This window comes from Paenibacillus sp. FSL R5-0914 (assembly GCF_038004525.1).
Classification (GTDB): Bacteria; Bacillota; Bacilli; order Paenibacillales; family Paenibacillaceae; genus Paenibacillus_AQ.
The window spans coordinates 1367569-1380899 of the sequence record NZ_JBBORH010000002.1; the positions used below are offsets into that span (position 1 = coordinate 1367569).

At 39.7% G+C, this 13331-nt stretch carries 20 protein-coding genes and 1 pseudogene; 5 read left to right on the forward strand and 16 right to left on the reverse strand.

Features of this window, described 5'->3' with window-relative positions; genetic code table 11:
- Positions 1 to 199: 199 nt before the first annotated feature.
- The 4 genes from MKX60_RS22180 to MKX60_RS22195 form a co-directional block, all read right to left on the reverse strand.
- The gene (locus MKX60_RS22180) at positions 200 to 985 is read right to left on the reverse strand and encodes an HAD family hydrolase (RefSeq protein WP_076283536.1); all 786 of its coding nucleotides are present in this window, start codon (positions 983 to 985) and stop codon (positions 200 to 202) included.
- 33 nt (positions 986 to 1018) lie between these two features.
- Positions 1019 to 1546, reverse strand: a complete 528-nt coding sequence (locus MKX60_RS22185) for a hypothetical protein (RefSeq protein ID WP_076283535.1) — start codon at positions 1544 to 1546, stop codon at positions 1019 to 1021.
- Positions 1547 to 1595: 49 nt separating this feature from the next.
- A complete protein-coding gene (locus tag MKX60_RS22190) occupies positions 1596 to 1805 on the reverse strand; it encodes a DUF896 domain-containing protein (RefSeq protein ID WP_042188845.1) in 210 nt (69 codons plus the stop codon).
- Between the two features lie 109 nt (positions 1806 to 1914).
- Positions 1915 to 2328, reverse strand: a complete 414-nt coding sequence (locus MKX60_RS22195) for a LysM peptidoglycan-binding domain-containing protein (RefSeq protein WP_076283534.1) — start codon at positions 2326 to 2328, stop codon at positions 1915 to 1917.
- A gap of 295 nt (positions 2329 to 2623) precedes the next feature.
- Here MKX60_RS22195 and lexA point away from each other — a divergent pair, with 295 nt between their 5' ends.
- The 4 genes from lexA (at position 2624) to MKX60_RS22215 (ending at position 5205) form a co-directional block, all read left to right on the forward strand.
- Positions 2624 to 3250, forward strand: a complete 627-nt coding sequence (gene lexA, locus MKX60_RS22200; RefSeq protein WP_042188849.1) for a transcriptional repressor LexA — start codon at positions 2624 to 2626, stop codon at positions 3248 to 3250.
- 273 nt (positions 3251 to 3523) lie between these two features.
- Positions 3524 to 3862 (forward strand): L,D-transpeptidase, encoded by a 339-nt coding sequence (locus MKX60_RS22205; protein ID WP_042188851.1) that lies wholly within the window; start codon positions 3524 to 3526, stop codon positions 3860 to 3862.
- A 149-nt stretch (positions 3863 to 4011) separates the two neighbouring features.
- Positions 4012 to 4392: a hypothetical protein gene (locus tag MKX60_RS22210; protein ID WP_076283533.1), complete on the forward strand. Its 381-nt coding sequence runs from the start codon at positions 4012 to 4014 to the stop codon at positions 4390 to 4392.
- 234 nt (positions 4393 to 4626) lie between these two features.
- Positions 4627 to 5205 carry a hypothetical protein gene (locus MKX60_RS22215; protein WP_076298755.1) on the forward strand — a complete coding sequence of 193 codons (579 nt, stop codon included), beginning with the start codon at positions 4627 to 4629 and terminating at the stop codon, positions 5203 to 5205.
- Between the two features lie 125 nt (positions 5206 to 5330).
- Here MKX60_RS22215 and MKX60_RS22220 read toward each other — a convergent pair whose 3' ends face one another.
- The 9 genes and pseudogenes from MKX60_RS22220 to MKX60_RS22255 all read right to left on the reverse strand — a co-directional run bounded on the left by MKX60_RS22220 (position 5331) and on the right by MKX60_RS22255 (position 10715).
- On the reverse strand, positions 5331 to 6113 hold the full coding sequence (locus MKX60_RS22220; RefSeq protein WP_371916508.1) for an MBL fold metallo-hydrolase: 783 nt from the start codon (positions 6111 to 6113) through the stop codon (positions 5331 to 5333).
- Positions 6110 to 6610 carry a cupin domain-containing protein gene (locus tag MKX60_RS22225; RefSeq protein ID WP_052404320.1) on the reverse strand — a complete coding sequence of 167 codons (501 nt, stop codon included), beginning with the start codon at positions 6608 to 6610 and terminating at the stop codon, positions 6110 to 6112. Before MKX60_RS22225 ends, MKX60_RS22220 begins: the two co-directional genes overlap by 4 nt.
- A 133-nt stretch (positions 6611 to 6743) precedes the next feature.
- Positions 6744 to 7367 carry a DUF4352 domain-containing protein gene (locus tag MKX60_RS22230; protein ID WP_076298757.1) on the reverse strand — a complete coding sequence of 208 codons (624 nt, stop codon included), beginning with the start codon at positions 7365 to 7367 and terminating at the stop codon, positions 6744 to 6746.
- A gap of 266 nt (positions 7368 to 7633) precedes the next feature.
- A complete protein-coding gene (locus MKX60_RS22235; protein WP_076298758.1) occupies positions 7634 to 7837 on the reverse strand; it encodes a DUF5316 family protein in 204 nt (67 codons plus the stop codon).
- A 457-nt stretch (positions 7838 to 8294) separates the two neighbouring features.
- On the reverse strand, positions 8295 to 8759 hold the full coding sequence (locus tag MKX60_RS22240; RefSeq protein ID WP_076298759.1) for a phage portal protein: 465 nt from the start codon (positions 8757 to 8759) through the stop codon (positions 8295 to 8297).
- A 19-nt stretch (positions 8760 to 8778) separates the two neighbouring features.
- Positions 8779 to 9771 (reverse strand): annotated as a pseudogene (locus MKX60_RS31740) (PBSX family phage terminase large subunit).
- Between the two features lie 40 nt (positions 9772 to 9811).
- On the reverse strand, positions 9812 to 10327 hold the full coding sequence (locus MKX60_RS22250) for a terminase small subunit (RefSeq protein WP_076298760.1): 516 nt from the start codon (positions 10325 to 10327) through the stop codon (positions 9812 to 9814).
- On the reverse strand, positions 10315 to 10470 hold the full coding sequence (locus tag MKX60_RS31745) for a terminase small subunit (protein ID WP_081382779.1): 156 nt from the start codon (positions 10468 to 10470) through the stop codon (positions 10315 to 10317). Before MKX60_RS31745 ends, MKX60_RS22250 begins: the two co-directional genes overlap by 13 nt.
- Before the next feature lie 119 nt (positions 10471 to 10589).
- Positions 10590 to 10715: a phage terminase small subunit-related protein gene (locus MKX60_RS22255; protein WP_256716239.1), complete on the reverse strand. Its 126-nt coding sequence runs from the start codon at positions 10713 to 10715 to the stop codon at positions 10590 to 10592.
- 222 nt (positions 10716 to 10937) lie between these two features.
- On the opposite strand from MKX60_RS22255, the gene MKX60_RS22260 reads away from it, so the two are divergent.
- On the forward strand, positions 10938 to 11192 hold the full coding sequence (locus MKX60_RS22260) for a hypothetical protein (RefSeq protein ID WP_076298761.1): 255 nt from the start codon (positions 10938 to 10940) through the stop codon (positions 11190 to 11192).
- Positions 11193 to 11760: 568 nt separating this feature from the next.
- Here MKX60_RS22260 and MKX60_RS22265 read toward each other — a convergent pair.
- The 3 genes from MKX60_RS22265 to MKX60_RS22275 all read right to left on the reverse strand — a co-directional run bounded on the left by MKX60_RS22265 (position 11761) and on the right by MKX60_RS22275 (position 13105).
- The gene (locus MKX60_RS22265; RefSeq protein WP_076298762.1) at positions 11761 to 12312 is read right to left on the reverse strand and encodes an RICIN domain-containing protein; all 552 of its coding nucleotides are present in this window, start codon (positions 12310 to 12312) and stop codon (positions 11761 to 11763) included.
- 269 nt (positions 12313 to 12581) lie between these two features.
- Positions 12582 to 12842: a sigma factor-like helix-turn-helix DNA-binding protein gene (locus MKX60_RS22270; RefSeq protein WP_341061004.1), complete on the reverse strand. Its 261-nt coding sequence runs from the start codon at positions 12840 to 12842 to the stop codon at positions 12582 to 12584.
- A gap of 83 nt (positions 12843 to 12925) precedes the next feature.
- On the reverse strand, positions 12926 to 13105 hold the full coding sequence (locus tag MKX60_RS22275) for a hypothetical protein (protein WP_256716241.1): 180 nt from the start codon (positions 13103 to 13105) through the stop codon (positions 12926 to 12928).
- Positions 13106 to 13331: the final 226 nt, after the last annotated feature.

Genomic DNA, 13331 nt, shown 5'->3' on the forward strand with positions numbered 1-13331 from the left:
TATTATACACATTATTATTGGTTTTTCAGTATTTCGCATCAATTCAGCTAAACTCTTGTGACTTAAATCATATACTAGTAAATCTCATCTAACATACTAAATATGATGTAGATATAAAAAAGACAGTAAGTCTCCTAGATACCTAGGAACTCACTGCCTTCTTAAAGCTTAAATGAATGAAAGCCTCTTCTACTCAATTTTATAAAGATTGGACCAATGAAAGAAGCTCTCCAAGATGTTTGATTTCATAATCCGGCTGAATTTCCGGATCTGGCTGTTTGCCTTTTCTGTTAATCCAAACTGTAGTCAAACCTGTTGCCAGCCCACCACGAATATCCGTTGTAAGCTTATCTCCGACCATAACTCCTTGCTCAGGTGCAATATCTAAAAGTTCTAGGGCATGCAGAAAAATTTCCTTATTCGGCTTTCCTTTGCCGAAGCTTCCAGAAATCACGATGTGATCAAAGAAAGGAACGATTTCAGGTACGCCATCTAGTTTCTCTTGTTGCAATGCAGGGCATCCATTAGTCAGAAGCAATAGCTTCACTTTCCCCTTCAGTTCTTCAAGCACCTGAATCGTTTCTTCATAGATGTAAGGTCGATTTCTACGCTCTGCTGCGAATTTGGCTGCTAATGTCTCAGCAAGAGCTTCGTCCTCTACACCAAGTGCTGCAAGACCACGACGCCATGCCTCTTTACGATATCCCGGTGCAAGCTGCTCCAATTGACGGAATTCCGGCTGTTCACCTGCAGTAAAGTTCCCCCAAAGTGCTTCAAACGGATTAATCCCAATCATCTTTGTAAACGGGTTCGTTTCGTAGGATTCATATAGTCCAATGGCTTCTTTACGCACCGCAAGTTCCAGTTCTTGTGGATCAATCGTATCCCCAGCGGCTTCACATGCAGAACGAAATGCTTCATTAACGCTCCGATCATCCCAGAGCAGTGTATCATCAAGGTCAAATAGTACGGCGGAAATTGGCATTACAGGTCTCCCTCTCCCATGGCTGGTTAATTTCTATTCGTGAACTACTTCAATTTGGTGAGCTTTTGCGAATGCTTCCAGTCGAGTCCCCATTGCATTGGTATCATAACGATTCATAAGTCTGGTAAAAATCCATTTCGTGCGTTTGCCTTTATGCTTAATTACAACAGCTCCACGCGAAAGGATGATTTTCTCAATATCAGAAGCTGGCAGATAACGTTCGCGGTTGAATTTTATAGTAGATAGTCTAGCATTCTCTACCTTCAAGTACGGACGTCGGAAGAACAGAAGTGCCGCTAGTAAGTAGTACAAAACGACTCCTAGCCAGTTCATAAGCATACCATTACCTTTGGCCTGGTCCACTGAACCAACCATCCAAAACATAGTACCAAGCACTAATAACACTAATGGAAATGCAATGTTACGGCCTTTAAAGGTTTCACTGTTCTTACCAGGAGATTTAGATTTAGATGCGTAAATCGTTTCCTTCCCCTGTTTCTTTCTTTGCTTATTAATTTGCTGCGTGTTGCGTTGAACCATTCTTTCCCAAGAACGGGCCATATGCGTTCCCCCTAGTCATCCAGTAATATCTATGAAAAGGAACAGGGTGTTAATGCTTACGCCCCTTGTTACCTTGTTCATGCTCATCATTATCAACCAATTCAATCGTATTCAATTGTGCTCGGAAGTTATTGCGAATATTCCCCAAATAAATTTCACGAAGCTTGGCGCGTTCCGCCGTTTCCTCTTGATTAAGGCCTACGCTCTTCTGTTTGCGTGCCAATTCGTTAATACGCGCGACCAACTCATCAATATTCAAAACTTTCCCTCCCCTTATAAATTAATTCTAACTCTGCCATGAGAAAAAGAGCTTGTCAAGGTTTACTCCCTGCAAGCTCTTCATGTCCTCTTATTATGTTCTTAGAATATTAATATATAGGTAAAGTGAGAATATCTCCAGCATTAATCTGACTACCTTTAATGCCATTGGATTTTTTAATTCCTTCTATATATACAGCCGTTTTCATATCAGAAGGTTTATTCTCAAGAGCAATACTCCAAAGTGTATCTCCACGTTCAACCACTACGCGCTTCTCATCCTTCATTAAAGTAGTAGATCCTGCAAATACATTACCTACTACTGTAAGTCCTGATAGTACGAGCACGATGATCAATGTCAGTTTAATAACAAAATCTCTACGGAACAAACGCATCAAGCCTTCAAGCAAAAACTCTGTAATCTCTTTAATCTGAGCTGAATAACGGGTAATAGGATTATGTCCTAAAGATTCAACCACTGGGGCTTTATCGTAGATGCTACGGTATGTACTGTATTTTAACATGAATATCATCCTCCAAACACTTGTTCTTACTTTTGAAATTATAATAACACGAACATGTGTTTTCTTCAATACTATTTTAGAACAATTGTTCTCTTTTTTTCAGAGGTTAATATTTACCATATTCTTCATATAAAGAATCACTCTTATCGTTTAGATGAAGGAAACGCAATCAATACAAGACTACCATTTATTAACTCTTTCGAATTAATATTTATAATAGTTAGAACTTATGTTTGTGCGAACGGTAGTTCTATGTTATAATTTTCCCAAACATTACTATATGGGGTTGATTCCAATGTCAAAGATTTCAAGTCGCCAGCTGGCGATCCTGGAATTTATACGTAGCGAAGTCCGCAGCAAGGGTTATCCTCCTTCCGTCCGGGAGATTGGAGAAGCTGTTGGTCTTGCTTCCAGCTCCACAGTTCACGGTCATTTAGATCGGCTAGAGAAGAAGGGACTTATCCGTCGAGATCCAACGAAGCCTCGTGCGATAGAATTGCTTGGCCAAGAGGATTCCGAGAATGTCCATCATTTCGCGCAAACCGTCGCTCGCATTCCTGTCGTAGGTAAGGTTACCGCCGGGGTTCCTATCACTGCTACTGAGAATATTGAAGACTACTTCCCGCTTCCAACTCACTATGTTGGAGATAACAAAGTATTTATGTTATCGGTTCAAGGTGACAGTATGGTCGAAGCTGGGATTATGAATGGCGACTATGTTATTGTTCGTCAACAACAAACGGCTGATAACGGAGATATCGTTGTAGCTATGACCGAAGAAGATGAAGCAACCGTTAAGACTTTTTATAAAGAACGTGATCATATACGTCTTCAGCCGGAGAATCCGGCGTACGAGCCTCTTCGCCTTAATCGCGTAACCATTCTCGGCAGAGTTATCGGATTATTTCGAGATATCCACTAAGTTTGCACTCCTACCTAGCGAAAACGGATACCGTCCTAAAGGACGGTATCCGTTTCTACGAGAAGTATAAGGATAGGGTATATCGTAAAAATATATACTTTCTTTTATTTTTTTAAAAAAGCTGTTCTGCAAATGCAGAATAGCTTTTTTATTGTTATCAAACTCCATTTATCAATTACAGAACATTTGTTCTCATAGGCTAAAATGACCATTTTTAATGAATAACCGTTTAGGCATCCTCCTCATATCTTAATTAGAAAGGAGTGTTGCACAATGCCAAATTACCGGATTATAGTTGATCTGACGCAGCGTATGCTTTATCTTCTTGATAACGACATTGTGATCAGGGGCTTCCCAGTCGGAATCGGTAAAATGTTAACTCAATCACCACTCGGTGAATTCACAATCATCAACAAACAACCCGATCCAGGTGGTCCATTTGGGGTCTTTTGGATGGGGCTATCTAAGCCTCACTATGGGATACATGGAAATAATGATCCCTCATCCATAGGGCACGAAGTATCCCACGGTTGTATTCGTATGTACAATGAAGATGTGTTAGCACTAGCTGCGATTGTACCGATTGGAACACGAGTAACGATCAGGAATTAAATCTATCTCTATAGATAAACACGCCTCACTCATGGTTCAATGGAGGGGGCGTGTTTGTATTTATGTATTTTTGATGACCTAATAGGAATTATGTGGTTATATGTCGAATAATGTTAACAGGATTTCAAATTGAAAGGAAGTGTCTCGTTTTGAACAACTCAAAAATTAGAACCCTCGTCGATTTTAAAGTCGATGCACTTGTTAAACTCTCTGGCTTATTGTTAAATAACGATCAAGCGGGTGGAAAAAAAGTAAATTTACTCACCTCATTCGGCAGTATTCAAGGGACCATCTCCCCTTCCACCTCCAATAAAGAGGATGTTTTTGACTTAAAATCTCTAATGGATGATGTCATTGTAGATGAATACATATCTTATTTAGGTGCGGAACATCCCGATAAAAATTTCAGCTATAACTTTGTAGTCCTTAATGATGTTTCTGTAAGACCCTATACTCACTATGAATCTCCGATCGAATACAAACAGCTAATTGTTTATACTGATCAAATCACAGCCTTCAATTTCTTATGATCTTGACATATTTATTTTAAAAAGCTCTCAACAAAGCACTCCAGCAGTTGCCCCAATTTTGCACTCAGCTTGCAAAATCGGCAGATCTCTGGGTGCTTTCTCTTTTCTAATCAGTAGTCGTTTCCTAAATTCCCACGATTTTCGCTCTTAACAGATACTAGTAGAGAGAATTCAGGCATATCTTTCAATAAGCAATAAATCTTGCTCTACTGAGATCATTGGAGGTGTGATTACATGCTGATTTTCTTAATGTATATGTTTGCCATTGTAGGAGGAGTCTTAATTCTAAGTGCCGTTATTATAGAATTAAAAAAACTATCTACTTCTTCTGAACTTTCTAAGCTGTTAAACGCAACCTCATCTTTTAATATTATATTCACCAAAACATTCATTCCGCCCAATCAATCTCACTTGATCGCCCTTAATGAACCTTATAAAAAAATAGCAATAGGTACCAGCAATCCGAAAACAAGCAAAAAAGCAATAGCAAAGCTATACTCGTTCGACAATATAATGGGATCAGAGATTGTTGTTAACGCACTAACCCTTTCAAAAGTATCTAAACGACAACAAAACAGCAAATCAACTGCTTCAAGTGCGGATATTAATGTGGTTAATAGCTTTGACGAAGAGGCTGATGTTATTGAGGAACTTACGCTTAAAATATACATGAACAGCAATGAAATACCTGTGTATAGTATTTCCTTCTTGCCAGGCTTATTGCCCATTCAACAATCCGATAATCAATACAAAGAAGCTTACTCCCAAGTCCAACAATTACATGCTTTCTTCAGGTCGATCGTATCCGAATGAATGCCCCCCTTCCGCCTATTATTACTTCACTTTACCTTTCCCAATTAGAAATTTTGAAAACCTTAAGGAAAGACAAAAAAACGGTCCTTTTGAGAGGGCCGTTTTCGCTGCATCCAACATTCATTTTAAAATTGCACACTAAATCCGTTAAATCGGTGAATGCCCGTACCATGAGCGACAAGATCCCGTTCACGTAGTTCACGAACTGCCTTCATAACCTCTTGCAAAATAGCTGGATCTAGACCCAACGTATTATGAGAGCCGAATACTTGAGATACATTTGGAATTTGCGCAATCTTTTCTAAAGAAGCCACTAAATCTGCCGGACTAGTAGAGGGATAAAAAGCATAAATTGGCGTAACATCATACAACAAATCCCCTGTAAACAGATACCCGTTGGCATGATCAAAGATGCTAATATGACCTGGCGAATGACCCGGTGTGTGGTAAATTACTAATCTACGCCCGCCTAAATTAAGCACATCTCCCTCTCGCAATAGAGCTGTTGGTTTCCCTTGATAAGGCGTATACCTATTAGGATCAAATGTCTCAGGAACAGGAAGAGTAATATCTCGGCTCATATCTTTTCTGATCTGGGCAAGGGTCAAACCTCGTATTCCATTAATTAGCCAATCCTCATCCTCTTTATGAACATAGATCGTCTCAAATTGTCCATGACTGCCTATATGGTCTGCATGCACATGCGTAGTGATGACAGCGATAGGTAAATCCGTTAACTGATCCGTTATTCTTTTTATATTATCGATGCCTAATCCCGTATCAATCAACACCGCTTGTTCTTTCCCTAACAACAAAAAAGAGTGCACCTTTTCCCAATGTCCATATTCACTGATTGCATAAGTAATTGGATCAATTTTCGTGACTGTGAACCATCGATCTTGAATCAAGTGTGATCCTCCATTCCGTTCCATTTCTCCCTTACCTGCTCTTCTCCTTTATAATAGTCCGCTTGTTGATCCGCCTGATAAATTTCTTGATAGGGGAGAATGTTGATTTTACCTGAGTCCGGATATTCGCAAACATCTATGCCCTGGTTCGTTCGGAGATCAAGATACTTGCAAGGGGCATCCGTATGATTATAAAGTTGATGCGCTCCTTCAGGTCCTATTTCAAAAAATAGTACATCACCTTCAGAAACCTCACTAAAACCCTCGGGAGTTCTTAACATCGCTTTTCCCGTCAAAATCACAAATATTTCTTCAGCGTTTCTATGAAAATGATAAGGAAAGGAATACTTATCTGGATCAAGCGATCTTATGTCGAAGACAAGATGTTTAGAATTTGCGATCTCAGCTAACCTCTCACTCGTATGCCAAGCAAACTCAGGGATCGGAGATAACTTTTGTTTAAATGAAACTGTATTTTCATTAAAAATCTTCGCCAAATATAACACCCCTCATCCATTACGCTTTTCTTTCAATATAATCGGTTTGGTACTTTATGTAAATGCAGATTATCAGGTTTAATAATAAAAAAAGCCCCGCCAGCTTTGGCGAGACTCTTATATGTGAAATATCCTATTTATTTTGAAGAACGATTTTGATTTCTCCATCTGAACTAAAACTTAAAACCGTAAAATCAGTATTGATTTCAAGTTCTTTCCAATCCTTAGGAAGCTGGTAAGCTAGTTTGCCACGAATTTTCTTTCCTGCAGCTAAAGCGCCGTCCATTGTTCCTACTTGACTATCCAAAGTATGAGCCAAGAGATCTTCATTTATGGAGAAGCTGTCTTGGTATGCATTGAACATTAGCATAGAGCTTACCATATAATCTTTACTGGAAATATTCTCAAGTATAATTCCGATTTCTACAAACTCATTACCCTCTGATGGTTGTACATAATCATTTCCCTTAGGCTTTTCCAGAGATTCAACTGTAAGCTTAAAATTCTTAGTTGTGATGGTTTGTCCAACTTCAGTTATCATCGTTTCCTTTGGCTCTTCTGTAGGCTTGCTGGTAGGCTTTTCCTTTTCGACCGGTTTCTCTGTTGCTGCAGTATCATCTACCTTTGCCACTGCTGGTTCTGATTTTGATACTGTAGGTTCACTATCATTCCCCTGTGATCCAATCACCCCTATTACAACAAAAACAATAATAAGCCAAAACCACCATTTTTTAAAAAAAGGTTTCTTTGTTTTCAATATTCTACTTCCTCTCAGATAATATCCACTTCCAACTTTTGCTAGGAAAATATACCCATATTATCCTATGAAAGATATACCTTTGCAAGAAAAATATAAAATAATGTCAGATGATAAGAATAATTGTGACTGTTATATTAAATTCCATTTTACTAGAACTATAAATATAAAAAACATCAACGGCAACGACATCAAGGGTCTAAAGGTTCTAGTAAAAAGTCATGTATTGCACTCTTTACCACTCTTGAATTTGAGTGTGGTAAATATCACAACAAATATACTAGTCCAGCTATAGCCAAGGAAAGAACCCCTCCTAAAGCAGACCAATTCGCTACTTTGTTTTTAATTTTACGGTCTTCTTTGGATTCTGAATAAAAATTCCCTCTTTGCTGAGTACCTGTCGTAAATCCGCCAACACATATACCAGAGATCACAAAAAAAGCCAGTCCTATATATATGAAAATGCGCATATTAGTGCTCCTCCCAGGAAAGTATTGTATATCTATATATAAGATATTCTAACATTATTCTGCACTACTAATTGGAAAAGTTAAAATGATGTATGACGAGAATGCACATAATCGAGGAATCATGGGTATGTGCTCAGGTGCTATTTCTTGTGGCGATTGGTATTGCAGCCCTTCTGGTGTCTACTTAGTTTCTCCACTAACGGAGAGAGTCCTCTTCTTCGAGTTTTGGACTCAGATGACGTTATTTACAAAATAATCGTCTTTTGTGCAGGGTTTCGGACTCCAGTAACCTTGTTGCTTCTTTAGAGCATAATTGGGTACTTTTCAGGCCAATAACTGCATCGCGGTCCGATAGGTCCGATAGCAACCTTGTATGCGAACCTATAAGCCTATTCAGACGACTAAATTAATGAAGTTTGTTATTGCTCAAGAATATCCTCAAAAAGAAGGGAGTGCCTCAACAGCCATCGCTGAAAGGGCACTCCCTTCTTAAATAAACATGCAACCATGCGCACCCCTTTTTAACGCTCTCCTTCAACAGGTTTTTTAATAGTCTTTTAAATCCTTTATCAAAAATCCCTGTCAACAGTTCATCATAAACTTTGTTCTTTGTCTGGATGCTCATTTCCTTACTCAGCAGATAACCGGCTTTCTGATCAACGAGCTTTCGCAAGAATCCGTGAACGATCTTATTATTAGCGAGGTTTGTAGCTTCTACCAGCGCCCCACCTGCTCCAATGGTCATTCGCTTACGTTTTAAGATATCAGCCTTATTCCGGTAGTAGCGTTCACCAGCAAGTTTTTCCTTACGTTCCTGGGATGATAACCAATCATCTATTTCTTGCTTAACGATCTCCTCGTCTGTCATAGCGGATGCCGCACCTTTTTCAATGATCCGGTTAACCTCTTCTGTTGTGCTCAATTAGTTTCCTCCTCTCCTATTAATCAAATGAGAACGAAGCTGGACGCATAACAATGGTGTTCACAAAATAGCGGTCACCGTGCATCTGGTGGTCATGTTGCTTAATGGGCTTCTCTTCCCCGCAATCAGCTGCCTTTTCATCCCATATGTAGGACGATAACTCGCGAAAGGTTTCCTTGCAGCAATCATTATAGAGAATCTTTCCGGTATTCAGTGCTGAGGATACATTGCGGATGCCTTCTAACACATCGTTTTTTGCCTTTTTCACTATAAACTTTCCGTATTTTCTTACAGTAGCTATAAAGCTTGCTGCGGAAGGGTCAATGATAAGACTTTGAAGCGATATATCCCCAACGAATTCAACCAAATCATGATAGTACTCTTTATCCGTCTTCTGTTGGCTCTGCTGGCGACCGTCATAGTGGTATTCTTTCACCTTGTACCAGACACCAGAAAAAAGCCCCGACAGCCCGAACGTCATCGGGTTTTGGGTGCTGTAGTCACAAGAGATATATGATATTTGCTGTAGCGGCGATCCTCTGTCTTAACAGGTTACAGTTAAACCAATACTTTGCCCCATCTACAGAACATCGAGCAGTCGCTTGTTCTACAAATGAGCGCGGCATCAAGGCCACTTCATCAAAAACATTCCTATAAGCGTGATCCCATGTATCAAATCTTGACTTCGTTCATCCTTACCCCCAAACAAGTAGAAGTCTTTACTTACCGGCCTCCTGCTGATAGTAAGATAGTTCTCTGCCCTATGATCCACTACAGTGTATCCTCTGGATTTAAGCATTTGCTTCAACGGCCCTATAAGGTTCCGTCGAAGAGCACCTATAGTCTTTCCCGCCATCCCCAGGTTCTCGCCGTTGAAGGTTTCAGTAGCCCAAACAATAAATGAAAAGGACATTGAAGATGTTTTACCAAAGCGGACTGCACCATCAAAAATTAAAGCATCTTTATCTGCGTGAGGGCTTTCACCTTACATCCACCAAGTAAGAACCTGAATCTGCTTACTAGAGAATGGTTTCTATTTAAAGATTGCATCCTTACGCTTCACTTTCATCTGACCACACTCCTCTCGCTTGAGACTTGAGAGCCTCAATGAAGCCAGCGTCTGGCAAATCATTAGCGTCTGGAGGAGTCATACCCTTAATTTCAAGTTGTAGTTTCTGAACGCGAAGCTTAGTTTCTTCATCCATGTAGCCTAGATACTTTTCCAGCTTATCCAGTGCCTTGAGCTTGTCATAAAACTTGATCCTAAGACCTTCACGTCCCTGCTTTACCTCACTCACTAACGTTCCGTCGACCTCTTCTGAGGATTTAAAACACATATAGCTTACTGGTCTAGTAATTGGATCACCTTCGTTATCTAACACTGGACCATATTCACTCATAACTGTTTCTTCTTGGGACCTGAATTCCACATAATCAGAAGTATCAGCAAATACGATTTTAAGATACTCGGCTATAACCCGATGAACGCTCAACCCGATCTCACCAACCATCTGATCCTTCAACCTTGTGATTTCTGCCTGTATTTCAGGTTTCCTCAGGTTTTCCATCCTATGGAATAGGCAGCCCTCTTTGAATCACCGGCAGCTAAGGCCGCTCTAGTTGCGTTGAAGTCTCGCATATATTCAAGGACAAACATTCTTTGCTTGTCAGTTAGCTCAGCTTCTACTTCAGGTGGATCACCCCGAGCCACTTCTTTTTTCTGTTTATTGGATTTCGGCTTCTTTTGTTGTACAACACTCTTTTTTTCTTTGGCTGTTGTACAACATTATTTGATGATTGTTGTACAACACTCCATTTATCACGCTGCTTTCAGACGGCTACCTTCTTTTCATCAATATGCAGTTGCTCGGATATCTGCCTGTTTGTTATTTCCCCACCGTGCTCACGCCATATCTCTAGTGCGCGGTCCCGGTTTGGATCACGTGCTCTTGGCATTACATTATCACCACCCCCGACAATTCAGGATCTTTACCCATGTACCTTACTTCACCGTCACCTCTGCAGCTTTTTGGGTTTAGATTATGGGGTTATAAGAAAATTTTAAAGAGTATTTTATAACCTCACAAATTATCCACATTTAAATTGCGTATTATCCCTTCAAACAAAGTGCATCTTAATCCTGAAATATACAAAACACTTTAAAGAGAATGAAAAATAATGACCATTAACAATCCAGCTTTAAACAATTCCATTGTTAAACAAAAGGTATCTCCATCTGATCTCCAAATAATTAGCGATATTGTCGAAGTTACTTTTTCTGATGTAGGCTTGATGGGAGCCTATGAGGATCTATGTTCCGCAGCTGCTAACGCCGGTAGAGATGCTTGCAATAATCTAAGTAATCCCATTGCGGTAGCAGCTTGCAAATTAGCTGTTAATGCTGCTGAAGCTGAATGTAAAAGTCGTTGCTAATGAAATAACATAAACAAAAAAAACGAACAGCACACCTAAGAGGATGCTTTCCGTTTTTTGTTTAATAATATTCAGCTATGGTCACCACATCTTTATTATATCATTGTCGAGCTCAATTAACCGTGAGCTCATCGGCTGGCGTGGGTTTTTCACACAGCATTCATTATAAGAGTCGAATAATTAATAGGTTCCTCCTATATATAGGTGGCTATCGGGTGACAACTTTCAAAATAATTAAAAATCTCATTGTTTTTATTGATTTCTTTGTTATAGATTTGATTCACCAACACTAGATAAGGAGGATATTTATGAACATTAATTTGACACCTTATATAACAGCGCAAGAGCATTCGGTGCTGCATTTGCTGGACTATACTTCGGACATCGATATTCCAAATAAAGAGAGGATATGAAATTTAACAAAGAGTGTCTTCAAAAACTGTATTCGCCACTTGTATTCCGAATCTATAATTATCTATACGTGTCGGATGTTCAACTTGAATTTCTCTATCTAAAAAACCACGCCGTTTCTATGTGTAGAAACGGCGTGGCATTAGCTTCATATGTGTTACGATGCAGGCGGAATGAACCAGCGTTGATTGGCGCCGCGATTATAATCCCACTGGATAGCCTGTCCTCCATCGGATGTCGATTGTCCCGATATATCCAAATACTTGCCGCTACCTCGGTTGATAATATACGACGAGTCACCTCTATCCAGATTGGTTGGAACAACTTTCCATTGCTGGTTCCATCCGCCATTATCCGGCCATTGAATCACATTAGCACCATCGGATGTAGACGATTCGCTGACTTCCAGTAAATCTCCGCTTTCTACGTTTCTGATGTGATAATAGCCGTCTCCTAGATCTTCGAAATACCATTTTTGATCATTAACAATGGAATTCCAATTAAAGTGCCATTGTATGATAAGCGCCCCATCCGCTTGTTTATCCCATCCACTGACTCCCAATGCTTTATTGCTATTTACATTTATAATGACTTTAGGGTTCGTTCCAGCAGCATGCATCGTCTGAGTAAATGCAGCAGATGCTGCGGATCCAATAAATACAAGTGCCAGAATCGCTATCAACCATTTCCTATTGAGTAACCGTTTCATAAGATAAGTCCACTCCTTTAATTTTCATTTAGTCAGATTTCAACCTCTCCCAATTAAACTCCATTATAGACGATTAGAATGTTGTCGCCTCCTTTGATAAAAAGTAAGTAATACCCATTTCATCAAATCTCATGATGAGGTTCTATTTCTATCATTTGAAGGCGAGCGCTCGCAATGATGTTCATAGAAATAGATCTAGAAGAAATCAATTCAAATATAGGAAAATTATTCCTTAATTATACATCGGTTACAAAAGAGATGTTGTCAATTTAATCACATAAAAACAAACTATTTTGAAGTGATTTTCCAACTTCCACCTGCCCTCGGGCAATATACTCGTTAACACTCTCCTTTTTCATTCCAAGAAGATAAGCAATTTGAATACGCGAGTAGCAATTGCCAAAAGCTAATACATAACATTCCTTTTCGCGAGGACTCAATGTTGATAATGCATCTTCAATCTGAAATCTTTGCCACTCTGATAAATTACTTGGACTCCCTGCATTACTTTGTTGGATAAATGATTGCATTCGAATAGGGTCCATCAGTATCTCACGCTGATATACTGCTCGCCTTTCTATCCCACGCTTATTCCCTGGTCTCAGTCCTGAATTCAGCCACTCAATGACAAACTCACAGTCAGATTCATTCCAGAAATCACCTTTTTATCTTCAGCATCAGCCTTCCTATATGCTCGCTCCGCGCCTTTAAGGGAGAGTCGATAGTTTAGGGCAATTGCTGGAGCTAAGTCCGTTACCTTTACTGCAGGAGCCTTGCTATTGGCGATGTTCATCCTCATTCCCCTTTGTGGTACAATTTGGTCGAGGATAAAAGCTGCTATTGGCCTGACGCATCAGGGCTTTTTTCTGTATAAATACATTCCACCATCAGAGAACATCTTCATGATTGTACTGATAGGATATGTGTTGTATGCATCTTTGAATCTAACCCAACTCGGTCCCCACTTCAGCACTTCTACAGGTTTTCTTGGGCTTTCAGTAAAGATAAACTGTCTATGC